At 54.7% G+C, this 14,700-nt stretch carries 18 protein-coding genes; 2 read left to right on the forward strand and 16 right to left on the reverse strand.

The features are described from left to right. Positions 1–113 precede the first annotated feature (113 nt). From DF283_RS00205 to DF283_RS00270, 14 genes are all read right to left on the reverse strand, one after another. Complete coding sequence (locus DF283_RS00205) at positions 114–1,121, reverse strand: RluA family pseudouridine synthase (protein ID WP_303672566.1); 1,008 nt, start codon at positions 1,119–1,121, stop codon at positions 114–116. Then, the gene (gene lspA, locus DF283_RS00210) at positions 1,099–1,608 is read right to left on the reverse strand and encodes a signal peptidase II (RefSeq protein ID WP_303672567.1); all 510 of its coding nucleotides are present in this window, start codon (positions 1,606–1,608) and stop codon (positions 1,099–1,101) included. Before lspA ends, DF283_RS00205 begins: the two co-directional genes overlap by 23 nt. A gap of 42 nt (positions 1,609–1,650) precedes the next feature. Beyond that, positions 1,651–2,679 carry a Cif family virulence factor gene (locus DF283_RS00215; protein ID WP_303672568.1) on the reverse strand — a complete coding sequence of 343 codons (1,029 nt, stop codon included), beginning with the start codon at positions 2,677–2,679 and terminating at the stop codon, positions 1,651–1,653. Positions 2,680–2,792: 113 nt separating this feature from the next. Continuing rightward, a complete protein-coding gene (gene flgL, locus DF283_RS00220) occupies positions 2,793–3,746 on the reverse strand; it encodes a flagellar hook-associated protein FlgL (protein WP_303672569.1) in 954 nt (317 codons plus the stop codon). 84 nt (positions 3,747–3,830) lie between these two features. Beyond that, positions 3,831–5,384, reverse strand: a complete 1,554-nt coding sequence (gene flgK / locus DF283_RS00225; protein WP_303672571.1) for a flagellar hook-associated protein FlgK — start codon at positions 5,382–5,384, stop codon at positions 3,831–3,833. 150 nt (positions 5,385–5,534) lie between these two features. Continuing rightward, positions 5,535–6,062 carry a flagellar export chaperone FlgN gene (gene flgN / locus DF283_RS00230; RefSeq protein ID WP_303672572.1) on the reverse strand — a complete coding sequence of 176 codons (528 nt, stop codon included), beginning with the start codon at positions 6,060–6,062 and terminating at the stop codon, positions 5,535–5,537. A gap of 16 nt (positions 6,063–6,078) precedes the next feature. Next, a complete protein-coding gene (locus DF283_RS00235) occupies positions 6,079–6,378 on the reverse strand; it encodes a hypothetical protein (protein ID WP_303672573.1) in 300 nt (99 codons plus the stop codon). Between the two features lie 2 nt (positions 6,379–6,380). Further along, positions 6,381–6,800 (reverse strand): rod-binding protein, encoded by a 420-nt coding sequence (locus DF283_RS00240; protein WP_303672574.1) that lies wholly within the window; start codon positions 6,798–6,800, stop codon positions 6,381–6,383. A gap of 36 nt (positions 6,801–6,836) precedes the next feature. Continuing rightward, positions 6,837–7,970 (reverse strand): flagellar basal body P-ring protein FlgI, encoded by a 1,134-nt coding sequence (locus tag DF283_RS00245; RefSeq protein WP_303672575.1) that lies wholly within the window; start codon positions 7,968–7,970, stop codon positions 6,837–6,839. Between the two features lie 15 nt (positions 7,971–7,985). Next, on the reverse strand, positions 7,986–8,687 hold the full coding sequence (locus DF283_RS00250) for a flagellar basal body L-ring protein FlgH (RefSeq protein WP_303672576.1): 702 nt from the start codon (positions 8,685–8,687) through the stop codon (positions 7,986–7,988). Positions 8,688–8,751: 64 nt separating this feature from the next. Beyond that, positions 8,752–9,516: a flagellar basal body P-ring formation chaperone FlgA gene (gene flgA, locus DF283_RS00255; RefSeq protein ID WP_303672577.1), complete on the reverse strand. Its 765-nt coding sequence runs from the start codon at positions 9,514–9,516 to the stop codon at positions 8,752–8,754. A 33-nt stretch (positions 9,517–9,549) separates the two neighbouring features. Beyond that, on the reverse strand, positions 9,550–10,341 hold the full coding sequence (flgG, locus tag DF283_RS00260; protein WP_303672578.1) for a flagellar basal-body rod protein FlgG: 792 nt from the start codon (positions 10,339–10,341) through the stop codon (positions 9,550–9,552). 73 nt (positions 10,342–10,414) lie between these two features. Next, complete coding sequence (locus DF283_RS00265) at positions 10,415–11,191, reverse strand: flagellar hook-basal body protein (protein WP_303672579.1); 777 nt, start codon at positions 11,189–11,191, stop codon at positions 10,415–10,417. Between the two features lie 3 nt (positions 11,192–11,194). After that, positions 11,195–11,764: a lytic transglycosylase domain-containing protein gene (locus DF283_RS00270; protein WP_303672580.1), complete on the reverse strand. Its 570-nt coding sequence runs from the start codon at positions 11,762–11,764 to the stop codon at positions 11,195–11,197. Positions 11,765–12,171: 407 nt separating this feature from the next. Between DF283_RS00270 and DF283_RS00275 the strand changes: the two genes are divergently transcribed. Both DF283_RS00275 and DF283_RS00280 read left to right on the forward strand, forming a co-directional pair. Then, a complete protein-coding gene (locus DF283_RS00275) occupies positions 12,172–12,651 on the forward strand; it encodes a hypothetical protein (protein ID WP_303672581.1) in 480 nt (159 codons plus the stop codon). Positions 12,652–12,660: 9 nt separating this feature from the next. Next, entirely contained in the window at positions 12,661–13,545 is an 885-nt protein-coding gene (locus DF283_RS00280; RefSeq protein WP_303672582.1) for a dimethylarginine dimethylaminohydrolase family protein, read from the forward strand. A 94-nt stretch (positions 13,546–13,639) separates the two neighbouring features. Here the strand turns inward: DF283_RS00280 and DF283_RS00285 are convergent, their stop codons facing one another. Both DF283_RS00285 and queF read right to left on the reverse strand, forming a co-directional pair. Then, positions 13,640–14,317: an Hsp20/alpha crystallin family protein gene (locus DF283_RS00285; protein WP_303672583.1), complete on the reverse strand. Its 678-nt coding sequence runs from the start codon at positions 14,315–14,317 to the stop codon at positions 13,640–13,642. Beyond that, positions 14,314–14,685 carry a preQ(1) synthase gene (gene queF / locus DF283_RS00290; protein WP_443082978.1) on the reverse strand — a complete coding sequence of 124 codons (372 nt, stop codon included), beginning with the start codon at positions 14,683–14,685 and terminating at the stop codon, positions 14,314–14,316. The genes DF283_RS00285 and queF overlap by 4 nt, the downstream gene beginning before the upstream one ends. Between the last annotated feature and the right edge of the window lie 15 nt (positions 14,686–14,700).

Raw genomic sequence — 14,700 nt, forward strand, 5'->3', positions numbered from 1 at the left:
GTTGAAATTGAATGTAAAAAGCAAAGTAAAGGGAAAAAGCATGGATGCGCTCATTTTGCCTGAAACCAATTCGAGTTTCAATTTTTTGACTGACAATTTAATCATTGGAGCCTTTATTGTTCACAAACCGTTGGAAAAACGCTTGTGCCACCCCCGTTGACTTTCTCGGAGAGTAAGCGCCACATACGGCTGATTTCAGGGTCTTGCGGAATTTCAAAGGTCAACCGCTCCCCACTGGGGTGAATAAAACTTAAACGAAAGGCCTGTAACATCTGGCCCGGCGTTTTCAGCTTCAGGGTTTTCTCCAGGCCACTGCCATAGAGTGGGTCACCGAATAGCGGGTGTCCAATATGGCTCATATGCACTCGAATCTGATGGGTTCGTCCGGTTTCCAAACTCAGTTCCAGCAGGGCGAACTTGTCATTCAGGCGCTCCTGCACCCGCCAATGCGTAACGGCATGCCGCCCGTCTTCCAAAATGGCCATTTTGTCCCGGTGCTTGGGATTCCGTCCTATGGGGGCGTCCACGGTGCCGGTGTCTTCCGTAAACTTGCCCTGGGCAATGGCCCGGTAGTCCCGGCGGGCGGTCTTGTCTTTCAGTTGGGCCGATAAATGAAAGTGGGCGGCGTCCGTTTTGGCCACCATCAGCAAGCCACAGGTATCCCGATCCAGCCGATGCACAATCCCCGGACGGATTTGCCCGTTAATGCCAGACAAACTACTCCCGCAATGGGCCAGCAAGGCATTGACCAGTGTGCCTTCCCGCTCCCGACCCGTGGGGTGGGTCAGCATGCCACGGGGTTTATTGATCACCAGCAGTTGATCATCCTCAAACACCACACTGAGCGGAATGGCTTGGGGTTGCAGGGCAATGGGCCGGGCTTCCGGGATGTGGATGGTGACCCGATCGCCCTCTTTCAATCGCAGAGAAGCCTTCCGGGCCGGTTGATCATTGACCCGCACCTGACCGTCCTTGATCAGCGATTGCAGACGCTCCCGAGACAGCGAGAATTCTTCCAGCTCACTGGCCAGCAGCTTGTCCAGCCGCTCCCCCTGATCTTCTTCAGAAATCAGCAGGCTGTGCTGGGTGCCCGTGCCATCAGGATTGAGCGGGTGGTTCATGGGCATTGGTACCAGCCGTGGAATCGTTGGCGGGCGCGCTTCTAAAAACCGTCACAATCATTAAAATCACGCCCACAAAAATAAAACTGTCGGCCACATTAAAAATGGGGTAGTGGATGGCCACTACATCAAAATAATCGGTGACCCGCCCGGTGGTCAGCCGATCCACCAAATTCCCCAGCGCTCCCCCTAAAATCAGGGCCATGGCCAATGGTTCACCTTTGGCAAGCTGGCGGCGGGACAGGGCATAAGTGAGCAAAACAATAAACAACACCGAGGTAAACGCGCTGAGCAACTGGGGCTGATGACGCAGCAAACTAAAGGCGGCACCGGTATTAAAGGCCAAACTGAGCTGAAAAACCCCCGGGATGATGGGCACCGATACCCCCGGCGATAAATAGGCTTTGGCCAGCCATTTACTCCCCTGATCCAGCAACGCAAAACAAACAATCCAGAAAATCAGGTTCCAACGGCTGCTGTTTATCATCGTGTATCAAGACTTATCGGAAGCGTTACTGCGACGTGGCGACTATTCCTGAGGACTCTCCGGCTCGATGTCCATGGGCCCTTCCTCGCTGTCATCCGCCGGATTGGCTTGCACGGCAGGCTCTACCTTGACTTTGCCATCCGCTGTGGTTCGGGTGACGCCTTGCTCAGGGCTTTCCACCTTGTAGGTGCTTTTGGGAATAACATTAACCCGCTTCACCACCGTTAAAATCCCCTTCAGGTTAATGGTGGGGCGTTCCTGATCATCCTGCCCGATTTCGGTGAAGCCGACCGTGGCCGTGACCACTTCGTTGTTACTGGTGGCATTGGCCTTGAAAATCCGCTCCAAGTCGGTTTTTTCAGCGGATAACGTGCGGAACTTGTCCTTGCTGCTGTGCTGCGGATAGGTCAACGGTTCCTGGGTCAGGGTGGCAAAGGCAATGTTACCGGCAGGCACATCCACCTGTACTTTGGCTGTGTAAGAGTCTCCGGCGAACACCTGCTCGGGGGTTTCCACATCAATATTCACGCCATCAAAAGGGCCATAGGTAATGGTGGCTTTTTCAAACAGGGTGGCGTCGCTGATAATTTCCCAGGTTTTACCCACCCGGTGCAAGTACAACATCCCGCGGGAGCGGCTTTTCATGGTGCCGGGCTTGGTGCTGACCACCGGGTCCACTTTGGCGGTGGCGGTGGCCGTATCCAGGCTTTCCACCGTGGCCCACTTGCCGTTGATGCGAATTTCGGTGATCTGGCTGCTGTATTTGATGTCCGGGAACATCTGCCAGGTGTCTTTAATCAGACCCCGAATGTCGGACAGGCTCAAACTGTCCCCGCTGGAAAAATTGGGCGAGTAATGCTTAAGCACACCTTCCAGATCATGCCGGTTGGACGCGGTCATCAAATCACGCAACACCTCTTGCACCGCGTTGGCATCCTGAAGATCGGCTTTGCTCACCTCTAAATGAGGGGCGGAGGGACTGACGGTCTTTGCTGAAAAAGCCTGAGGCGCCATACTGCCGGAGAGTGCCAAGGTCAAAATAAAGGCCAGGGGAAAGAGGGTTTTACGCATGATTTACTCAGTCTGGTTTAACGAACGTGACATTATTGTACCCGATTCAATACCCGGACGCCTTTAAAAATTAAAGTTCAGCTTTCCAGAGGGCTTCTGAATCCGGATTTGAACTACCGCAGGTAATTCAGCAGGCTGGTTTGCATCAGTCGTCCCGTGATGTTCAGGGACGCTTCAAACACATTTTGTTGCTGGTTAATATTGGAAATCAGGGCGGGCATGTCAATGTCCTGAATACTGGCAAATTCCTGGGTCAAAATGGATTTGCGCTCATCAATGCGATCCTGAGTCAAACTCAATCGGTTTGAAGTGGCCCCGATGATGGATTGCTTGCTGAGAACGGTATTCATATCCGCAGTCATTTCGTCCAGCCGGGTGCGGATATCGGCCAATTGAGACGGGTTGCTGGCGTCGGCCAAATTCTGTTTCAGTTGCACCAGGGTTCTAAAAATCCCCGAACCGCTCACAGTGACCGGTGGACCGGCAGTCACCGCGCTGCTGCCCATCATATCCTGCCCATTCACGTTAATGGTAACCTTGACGCCTCGGGCAATTTCCACTTCCCGCTCCCACGATTCGGTGACGGGATTTCCGGTGTAGGTCACATCATCGCCGGTGCGGCTGAAGGGAGGGCCATCGGTTTTAAACCCGCCAAAAATGTACTTCCCACCAATATCGGTATTCCCCAGTTGCACCAGCTGGTTGATGATCTGGTCAATTTCCAGCCCAATGGCGTTTCGCCCGTCCTGATTGTTGGTAAAGTTGGCCGCCTGTGTGGTTAATTCCTGGGCCCGCTGAACCAGAGCCACCATGCTGCTGATGGCATTATCGGCGGTATTCACCTCGGCAATGGAATCCTGAATGTTGCTACTGTATCGGTCATCAGTTTTCAGGGTATTGGATAAGGCTAGAATACGGGTTAAACCCACCGGATTGTCCGAGGGAACGTTTATGTTTTGCCCGGACGATAAAGTTTGCTGCAAGGAGGACAGCAGGGACATGTTGGTATTCAGGTAGCCCAGGGCCTGATTTCTCATGTAGCTGGTGGTGATGCGGCTGATACTCATGGCGGAAGGTCCTTACAGTTTTCCTTGGTCAAATCTTCTCGGGCAAACTGCCCTTGGTCCGATATTCTCGGGCATTAACAGGCCTTAATTGACCAGCCCGATGATGCTTTGGGTCACCTGATCCAGAATGCTGATGGTTTTGGAGGTGGCTTCCAGCATGCGCTGATAACGCAGCAGATCAATGGTTTCCTCATCGATATTCACCCCGGAAATAGACTGGCGTTGCTGCTCCACCGACATATTCAGATTCTTCTGGTTCTGGCTGCCGTTTTTGTAGCTTTGAGAATCAATGCCCAATTTGGCCGTGGTGCTGTTAAAGTAATCCACCAGCCCGGTTCCCAGATTGGCAAAGGTCTGATTTTTCAGTTGCGCCATGGCCAAAGCGTTCCGACCATCGCCCACCCCGGCAAACCCACCCGCCACGGTGCTGTCATCAATGGCTGCCGCAATCAGCTTGGGATCGGCCAGAATGGCCGGATTCACCTTCCAGTGGAAGATATTCAGGGTTTGCCCCGGATTGAGCGTGGCATCATTCAGAAACAGAGCATCCGTGGCCAGGTTCCCGTTCTGATCCCGACCGGCGGGCAGGGGCGGGGCGACTTGACCCACCTGCAGAATGTTCAGCTGATCCACCACGGTGCCCATCAGGGTATCCAGCTTGCCCATCAGGTTGCGCACGCTGCTCAGGTTGGGATCATTACCCCCCATATCCAGAATGGCCTTGATCTTCCCGCTGGTGATTTCATCACCCGTGCCATCATTCAGCACCACGCCCCCATTCACCGTGCTGACCAGGGCCGGAACATCATCCGGTGTAGGGGCGGCACCCGTATTTTCCAGGGCTTGCAGACTATCCAGTTGATTGACGCCTCGTATCATGGTTTGTCCGGCAATGTTCAAATCAATCTGGCCATTGTCGTAATAGGTCACATCAATGTCCACCAGATTGGAGAGATCATCCAGCAGCTTATCCCGCTGATCCAGCAGGTCATTGGGTGCCGCGCCCGAGGCTTTGATACTGACAATATTCTGGTTCAGGGCGGCAATGCTGGCCAGCTTCTGGTTAATATCGCTCACAGTAATGGCCAGCTGACTGGTTCCAAAACTGTTCGGCGATAGCGGGCTGCCCACCAGATTCTGCCGCAGATCGGAGAGCTGCAAGGCCTGTTGCTGAAAAACATCCACCAGATCCAGCGCTTGTTGCACAAAGGTGGAGCGCACGGCGGCGTTTTGCGGGTTAACGCTCAGGGCCTGCGCGGAATCAAAAAAGCTCTGCAGGGCATCATTCACCCCACTGGTGGAGGGCTCATTCAGGATGCCTTCCAGTTGTTTGAGGACATCCCGGGTGGATTCATTCCGCCCCAGCGCACTGTTGGACAGGCGAAACTGGGCATCCAGAAACTGATCTCGCATACGGGTCACTTGCTGCAAAATTGGGCCCTGCCCAATTTGCCCGGCATTCAGTTGGGAGTTGTTGGGAAAGGCATAGGCGTTATAGGCCATTAAGTCGACCCGTTGGCGACTATACCCCGGCGTGTTGGCGTTAGAGACGTTGTGGTTAATAGTACTCAGGGCGTTTTGAGCCGCTATGAGTCCACGGTGGGCATTATAAAGGCCGAAAAATCCCGGTGTAATCATGGTGAACCTCTCTCACTGGGGATGCGTTTTCCCCGGGGTATATGCCGTGATGAACCTGCAAACTGGATGAACCTGAAAATTGGAAGATCGAAAACAAATTCTGGGTGAACTGGATGAGATGAACTAAATAAAAAGTGGCCAAACGCTTGCTTAAGCGGAATGACTGATAGTCGACTGATCGGGACTGGTGGGCTGATGCCCCCCCTTGGCCTGCTGCTTTTCCCCGTGGGCGTTGTAGCTGGCCGGGTCCGGGTTCAGGGCGCCCCGCACCACCGCAATAGTATCCTGCGTCCATTTAAGGGACAGGGTCAACAAGTCCCGGGTTTCCCGATTCGACTGTTCCACGTCCCGGGCCAGGCGGGTTAACTGTTCCCGCAACCGGGTCAGGCGTGGCTCGTACTGGGCAGGAAGTTCCGCAATAATCTGCTTCAGGGGACGCTGTCCCCAACCAGACTGCCGGGACAGTTCCTCCCGATTCCGGCTCAGGGTGGCGCACTGCTTGCCGATGGCGCTCAATTGACGATCAATGGGGGGCAGTTGATCAATGGCTCCGCTCACCAAGGCCTGTTGCTTCAGCTGTAGCTGCTGCCGGGCCGCTTCCAGCTGCTCTCGTTCCTGCTGCAGGATGCTGATCAGATCCTGAATGGGTTGAGGCATGGATGAATGGTTGTTACTCATGGCTTTCGCGCTCCTCCTATACCCGGTAGTCGGCCAACAGGCTTTCGCCCTGCTGGTAAGCCCGACGGATGTCTTGTTCGGTCACACCCACAAACCCTGCTTTGGCCGCAATATTTTGAATGTCATTGACCGTACGCTGCCATTGCGGAGAGATGGGCTGGCTGGGAAGGGCCGCTGGGGCTGGTGGGGTTTCAAGTTCAATTCTGGATGCCGGAAACTCGCTAGCCGGTGTTTGCGGTTTGCTGGCCCGACGGGCTTCCCAGGCCTGTTGGGCTTTGAGCATTTGTAACGACTGGGCGCCGGATTCAATACGCATGCCTATTTCACCTCACCATTTGTTCCCTGAACCATCGTTGGCGCGGCACCCATGGCCCCGCTCGCTCCACTCTCATTCTTTTTGCCGTTTTGGGCCATTTGCCGGTAAATGCTTTCCGCCAAGCCAAAGCCGCTGCCCCCTTGCTTCGTGGTCATGGATTTGGAGATCTCCTCGTTCAGCATGCTGCGGAAGTACTCCTCGCTGCTGCCGCCATTTAAAAAACTGTCTTTGCGATCAATGGTTTTGTCCATGGCATCCAGCATTTGCTGCACAAAAATGGCCTCAAATTCCTGAGCGGCCTTTTTCAGCTTTTTCTGATCCTGATTTTCAGGATTCTGGTACTGGCGCTGTAACTCCAGCAGCTTGGCCGTTTGGGCCTGACCTTGCCACTGGGTGCCGCTGGTTGGAGCATTGAAATCCATAACATTGATTCCTGTTTCGTATCCGATAATCTGAGACTAGATAATCTCAAGCGTCGCTTCCAGGCTGCCAGAGGCTTTGAGGGCCTGCAGCACGGAAATCAGATCACTGGGCGTGACCCCCAGCGCATTGAGGGCGGCTACCAGATCCTGCAAGGTGGCGTTGGCCCCCAGCTTCACCAGACTGCCCTGGGCCTTGTCGATGGAGATTTTACTGTTAGAAATACCCACGGTTTGCCCACCCGGGCTAAAGCTGTCCGGCTGGGAAACACTGTTTTCGGTACTGACGCTGACGGTAATGCCCCCGTGGGCCACGGCGGCGGGCAACAGTTTGACATTGTTGCCAATCACAATGGTACCGGTACGCTCGTTAATGACCACTTTGGCCACTTCTTCAGTGGCGTTCACGGTTACGTTTTCCACCCTGGATAAAAAGGCCACCCGGTTATCAATAAACTGATCGGGAAACAATACCCGTACGGTGCTGCCGTCAATAGCTCGGGCCGGGGCCACGCTTTTGGTAATGGATTCCGCCACCCGGCTGGCCAGGGTAAAGTCCGTGCGGTTCAGCACCAGATCCATCCCGTTTTCATCGCCAATATCGGTATGGATTTCCCGCTCCATAATGGCCCCATTGGGAATACGAGCGGAGGTAGTAATGGCCGTGCGCTTGGAAGAGCCACTGGCGCTGACCGAGGTGCCGCCGGTGGACAAGGGCCCCTGAGCCAGTGCCACCACCTCCCCGTTGGGGGCTCGCAATTCGGTATTCACCAGAACGCCCCCCTCCAGACTGGCCGCATCGGCCATGGAAGAGACCATGACATCCAGCGGGTCCCCTTCCTTGGCAAAGGGCGGCACAATGGCCGTAACAATAACGGCGGCGGTATTGGTGGAGCGAATGTCGTTGTCGTTGTTCAAACGCCCGTTGAAGTTGTTAATCAGATTGGCTGTACTGGTTTGGGTAGAGCGGCTTTTGTCCCCGGTTTTACTGAGGCCCACCACCAGACCGTACCCTACCAGCTGGTTATTCCGGACCCCTTTCACCCGAGAAATGTCCTTTACCCTTAAGGTGGCCGCCGAAGCGCTAAACCCCAACAGGGCATGGCCCACGATGCCAACGACGAGAAGCCCCCAGGCGATGAGTTTGCTTTGAGTTGAGTTCAATCCACGCATATCCATCTCGCCTCGCTAGTTAAAGAACTGGTAAATCTTGTTGGCGATACCGTCGTTTTGTTGACGGCTGAGAATGCCCTTGCCGCCTTGCATCATCTGGAAGTTGCCCACCATATTGGAGCTGATTTCGTTGCGGCGGTTCAGGTAGTAGGGCTTGATAATCCCGGTGACAACCAGATCGGTACGCTCCTTGCTGCCCTGCACTGTTTTTTGCCCCTGTACCATCAAATCGCCGTTGGGCAGCACTTGCACCACCTGGCAGGTAATGGTATCCACCAGCCCGGTGGTGCGGTTGATTTCGGCCCGGCTGTTCATTTGGTTGTTATTGTTTAAGCCGTTAAAATTAGGCGCCTGCAAAGTGGTGTTGATGCGGCTGGTGTTGAAGGGCAACTTGCCCAGCATAAAGCCCAGCATGCTGTTAAATAAATTACTGCCGTTTTGGTTAATACTCTGCTCTTTGGTCATACGGATGTCACTGCGAATCAGATTCTGGGTGGTTTCGTTGATCTGAATGGTCACCAGATCGCCCACGGCTCGGGCAATGGGCGGCGTAAACAGGGAGCGGGAGTACACTGGCTCCTGACTCGTGTACGTGGTGCTGGCCCGGAACAGGGATTCAGCAGGAGCGGAAGCCATATGGCTGAGTGCGGCCAGCAAGAGCAGACCCACCCAAAGGGCTTGGAGCGACTGGCGTTTTTGAGGGCTGTGGCTTTGCATCTTGTTTGATTCTCCCTGAACTTCCCTGATTTGGCTTAACGCGTGTCTTGACCGGGGTAATGGGTTACATTTCAACCAATACCTTGTTTTTATCCACGATTTTGGCGCTGTAGTCCTTGCGCTGAAACACGGCCTGACGCACCCGGATGGTTTCCCCGATTTTGCCGTTGGCCAAGGCAATACCCGGCACGGTGACCGTCATGCCATCGCCATTGGACAGAAAAATACGCACCGGGCTGTTGTAGGTGACATCCGGGGGGATGACGATTTTACGGGCGTCCAGAATATCGCCGGGCCTCAGGTTGACCCGGGCCAGATATTGATTCAGGTTGCGTTCAGCACCCACCGCATAGTTATAGCAATTGCTGACCTCCTTGCTTTGCAGGCTAAAATCAGAGGCTCGCAGCGGTTCGTTAGCGTTAACCACGTTTTTTACCACCCAAACCGGCTTCTGAATGCCAATCTGGACGGGTACCCCAATTTCCCGCTGATGACCGCTGCCATCCTGCAGGGAAACCTGCACGATGCCCCGGGGGGAGTACACTTCCCCCAACCGGGAGGTAAGACTGACTTTAATCTCCTGCGGGGTTTTGGCCGCCGGGAAATCAAAGGGGGCCGCTGGAACCCGGACAATGGAAACGCGGATGTTTTTGGCGTCGGCAGGGTCCACCACCTGAGCCACTTTTTCCTGAACGTGGGCCACCACTTTGTCTTTAATTTGCCCTTCGGTCAGCAGCACGGCCTCCGAAGATTGCCATAACCCGCCGCAAAGCCCCAGCAGCCAAGCAAACAGGGAAAAAAGCGAGGATTTGAATACAATGCGGGTCATGGAATCATCCTTGGGTTAGGGTTAGGATTATGATTAAACGGTGTTGTTGGCGGTTTGCAGCAGTTCATCGGCGGCTTTAATGACTTTGGAGTTGGCTTCAAAGGCACGCTGGGCGCTGATCAGGTTGATCAGCTCTTCCACGATTTGCACGTTAGAACCTTCTAAGAAGCCTTGAGTGATGGTGGTTTTGGAGAAATCGCCTTGTCCGGCGGTGCCTTGAACAGCCGCCCCGGAAGCGGGAGTTTCCTGAAACAGGTTGCGTCCAATACTTTCCAGACCTGCCGGGTTGGCAAAGCGCACCAATTGCAACTGACCCACCTGATTTAAGGTAATAGAGCCAGCTTGCCGCACCGAGATGGTTCCGTTCAGGCCAATGACAATTTCGGTGGCGTCGTTGGGCAAGGTTATGTTGGGTTGTACCGGGTAGCCGTCACTGGTTACCATTGTACCGTTGGCATCGCGCTTAAAGTTGCCATCCCGGGTATAACCAATGTTGCCGCCATCGGTTTGCACCTGGAAAAACCCTTCGCCCTGTATGGCCAAGTCCAGTGGGTTGCCGGTCTGCTGAATGGAACCGGGCAGAAAAATACGCTGGGTAGCTGTTACCTGAACCCCCAGACCCACCTGAATCCCCACCGGATCAGTGGTTCCCTGATCGCCAATGGCCCCAGCCGCCGAGTAGGTCTGGCTCAGTAAATCCGAAAATTCGGCCCGGGCCTTTTTATAGCCGGTGGTGTTTACGTTGGCCACGTTGTTGGCGATGACATCAATATTGAACTGTTGGCTGTTGGAGCCGGTGGCTGCGGTATATAGGGCTCTAAGCATGCGGGCCTCCGATTGCGGGGTTTAAAACAAAACGGGGTTAAAGTGGAAATTCTGACAATCTGGATTTCAGGGCCTAGCGGGGACGACCGACTTCGTTCACCGCTTTGCCCAGAGTATCGTTGTGGATGTGGATATTTTTTTGCAGGGCTTCATACAATCTCAGCCCCTGAATGTTATTGACCAATTCGGCCACCGGGTTGATATTGGATTCTTCCAGCATGCCGCTGTTGATCTGGTAACCCAGAGGATCGCCGTTTTTGGGTTCCGGGAGTTGTTTGCTGTTGTTGGTAGCCTGAAACAGGTTATCGCTGAGTTTTTCCAGGGCTTGGTTGTTTTCAAAGCGGGCTATTTGCAGTTGAGCGATAATGCCGTTGCGGCCGCTCACATTTCCTTGCCCGTTGATGTTAAAGGGGCCACCGTCCAGGGCCATTTGCACGTTGCCCAATTTACCCTGCACAAAGTCACCATTTACAGTGGTTAAAAATCCGTTTTGATCCATGGTAAAGTTGCCAGCGCGGGTGTAGTAGGTATCGCCATTTACTTTGGATTTCACGGTGAAGAAGCCATCGCCCTGTATGGCCAAATCGAAGGTATTACCAGTTTGCTTCATGGCTCCGGGGGCAAAATTAACAAAGCTGCCGTGTACTTTACTGCCGGCCATCAGGGTACCCACCCGCTCTTGTCCCTGGCTGCTCATGCGGTTGATCAGCATTTCGGGGAACGTCTGGTAATTGACCTTGTTGCCTTTGAAAGCCACGGTATTCACGTTGGACAGGTTGCTGGCCAGCGTGTCGGTCCCGGTGGTGGATGCCAGCATTCCGGCGGCGGCGGTATACAGACCTCTCAGCATGGGTTAACCCCCTTGGGCGTTTTGATACGCCTGATAGGATTGCATTACTTTTTGCACGTACTGGGTGGTTTCCTTGTACGGCGGAATGCCGTTGTACTTATCCACGGCCCCGGGACCAGCGTTATACGCGGCCACCGCCTGCGGAACAGAGTGATATTTATTCAGCAGCGTTTTCAGGTACTTGGCACCCCCGGCAAGGTTTTGAACAGGATCGAAACTGTTGGACACCCCCAATTCGGCTGCCGTACCGGGCATCAGCTGCATCAGCCCCTGAGCGCCCACGGGGGAGACCGCATTGGGGTTGAAGTTGGATTCGGTCTTGATGATAGCTTTCAGCAGATCCCCATCCAGACCATTGGCTTGCGCCTGAACCTCAATTAAGCCGGACAAGGCCGCAGGCACCGGAGCGGCGGCTTGATTGCCCATGGTCTCACTAAGGGCTTGTCCCAGGGCCTCATCGAACGTGGGCGCCCCCTGAGGGGTGGCAGGCTGGGCAGTTGGCAGCAAAGTGCCAATGCGGCTTTCAATGTCCGCAATGCGCTGCAAGGTCGATTGGAGGTTTTCCAAGCTCACGGTATGGTTTCCTAACGCTTTCACGAGTTCCCTGAAGTATTGGCCGTTGACCACGACGGCGGTGAGAAAAGCCCTGATGGGGATATCTGTTCAAACCGGGTATTCCGGTCGTCCAGACACCCTCGCTCAGCATAACCCTTTACAGAAGGCCTTTCATCGGTTGTCTGAAGGAGGGTCGGTTGTAGATTCCACCTGTTCTTGTATTTTTCCTTTTCAAGCTCCTCATAAAACTTGACCCATTGGTCGGTTTTTCCTGCGAACGGTGGTCAACCACATGGACGATTCCAGGGACTGGTTGAAGCCCGGGTCGTAAACAGCCTTGAGCATTGGGTGGGTGTGGTCAGGCCGCTGGATTTCAGATACAGTATTGATAACTTGGTAAACTTGAGTGGAAGGAGCAGTGAAAAATGGGCGGTTTGGTCGAACAGGCCGGTTTGGCTCGCACCGTTGAGTTAAAGGGGCACGTCATTGATTCCCTGACCCTGTCCAAGGTCATTGACCGGGTTCAGCAACTGGGCGGCGATTACCGTATCAACGATATCCACGTGGGCAGCCTGAAAAAAGACATTTCCTCCATCAATCTCACCCTGTTGGCTCCCGACGCCGATACGCTGGAGCGGCTTCTGGAAGCGGTAACCCCGTATGGGGCCGTGCCAGAGGTAGGCGATGCAGAGACCCTCCTCTGCGCCGAAGATGGTATGCTTTCCGAGGAGGCCTACCGGGTGCGCTTACCTCGAAAAATCAGGCAAAACGGTCAATGGGCCCCTGTGGAAAACGGCAACGACTGGTGTTTACGCATCCAGAACGGACAGGCCCAAATGATTCCGGTGGCCCAGGTTCGTAAAGGAGACACCGTGGTCCGTGGCGCTCACGGTTTGGATTGGTAGAGGCCCGGTATGAGCCCATCCTCTTCGCACCCCCTGAGCAGTGACTGGTTTAACCCCCATCCAGTGGGACGCACGCCTTTTTCCAAATCGGGCAAGCCCACCATTTTAATGTGTCCGCCCACTTACTTCACCGTATCCTACGCCATTAACCCCTGGATGCAGGAAGCCCCGCCCTGCGATGAAGCGCTGGCCCAGCGACAGTGGGAAACCTTGTATAAAACCATCCTCAAAAAAGCGGGAGCCAATGTGGAATTACTGACTCCCGAACCAGGCTTGCCCGATTTGGTGTTTACGGCCAACGCCGCCTTTGTGTACAACGATATGGCCATTATCGCCCACTACAAGCACCCGGAACGCCGGGCCGAAGAGCCTATTTGCGCCCAGTGGTTTGAAGAACACGGCTTTTTACCGGTACTAATGCCGGATCACGTATTTTTTGAAGGGGCGGGCGATGCCCTGATCTGGCAGGATCGGGTCTTTGCCGGTTACAAAACCCGCACCGACATTGCCTCCCATAGTTTGCTGACCGCAGCGACTGACTTGCCGGTGCTGTCCATGGAGCTGATCAACGATCGCTACTATCACATTGACGTGTGCCTGTGCCCCTTGCAGGACGGCCACCTGATTTACTCTCCCGACGCCTTTGATGAATACGGCCGAGCGGTCATTGAGGCCAACGTACCGGAGAAAAAGCTGATACCCGTTTCGCCGGAGGAGGCGGCCCGCTTTGCTTGCAATTCGGTCAACATTGGGGATACGGTCATTTTGAATCAGGGCTCTGGCAAACTGGTGGATGACCTGAAGCAACGGGGTTTTCAGGTGATTGAAGTGGATCTCAGCGAATTCCTCAAGGCGGGCGGCTCCGCCAAATGCCTGACCCTGCGCATTGCCTGAGTCCGAACCGGACGTAGCCCAGAGCGCTCGTTTTCAAGAGCGTTTCCTGTCCACAACGCCGTCTGCATGACGCCTGGAAAGCCGCCTGGATCGTCTAGATCATACGATTACTGAAGGTATCCAGCGGACTGTCGTTGGCGGGGAGTGGTGGGGGCTGCAAAGCCGGGGCCGGATTCTCCTCGGGAGTCAGCGAGGTGCCTTCCTCCCCTTCCCCCATTCCGGCTTCAGCCGCAGAGGATTTGGCGTCTCCACCCACTTTTTTGGGAATGGTAATCACCAGTTCGGTCTGCTTGCCATTCTGCTCGGTCTGTCGATACACTTGCCCCGGTACCACTTCCTGGGCGGTGCTGAAGGTTTGCATGAAGGACGAAGAGATTGTTTGGCCTTCACTTTGGCTGCCCGTCTGCCCGGAGACTTCAATGCGGTGCGGGGTCACCTCCACCTTGATGGCCGAAGAATCCTCCGGCTTGGCCAACGGCACCCGCAGCACATAGGCGCTGGAGGTCTCTTCCACCATAATGTCCGTGGTGGGCACAGGCATGCCAAAAATCGAATTCTCCAGATCCGGGAACTTCAGGGGGTCTGGCAGGGAAGGCGCGGGCGTCGCCGGAGCGGCTTCCCCCTCCGGGCCGTTGGCGCTGGCTTGCCCCAACAGGTTGTCCAGGTGCTGCCGGGCATCGTTGGAGGACGCCCCTTGCCAGAGCAGAATAACGGCCAACAAGAGGGCAGCCCCCGTGAACACGTATAGCCCGGCAGTCCGTCGGTTTCTCATGGCTTGAACTCAAAGCCCTCTTTTCGATAGGTGGCCACAATGGTACTGGAAATAGCGCCACGAGCGCTAAAATCGCCAGTCACTTCCATAAAGCGGGGCTGGCAGGTGGCCACCAGGTCATCCAGAATCTGATTGGTCACCGCTTCATAAAAAATGCCCCGGTTCCGGTAGCTGAGGAAGTAATACTTCAGGGATTTCAGCTCCAGACATTTCTGATCGGCCACGTAGTCAATGCTGATGGTGCCAAAATCCGGCAGGCCGGTTTTGGGGCAAACCGAGGTAAATTCGGCCACTTTGATGGAATTGACGTAATCCCGGTTGGGACGGGGATTGTCAAAGGTATCAATCACCGGGGCTTCGGTGTACATTTTTTGCTTTTCAAG

This window comes from Vampirovibrio chlorellavorus (assembly GCF_003149375.1).
GTDB lineage: Bacteria > Cyanobacteriota > Vampirovibrionia > Vampirovibrionales > Vampirovibrionaceae > Vampirovibrio > Vampirovibrio chlorellavorus_B.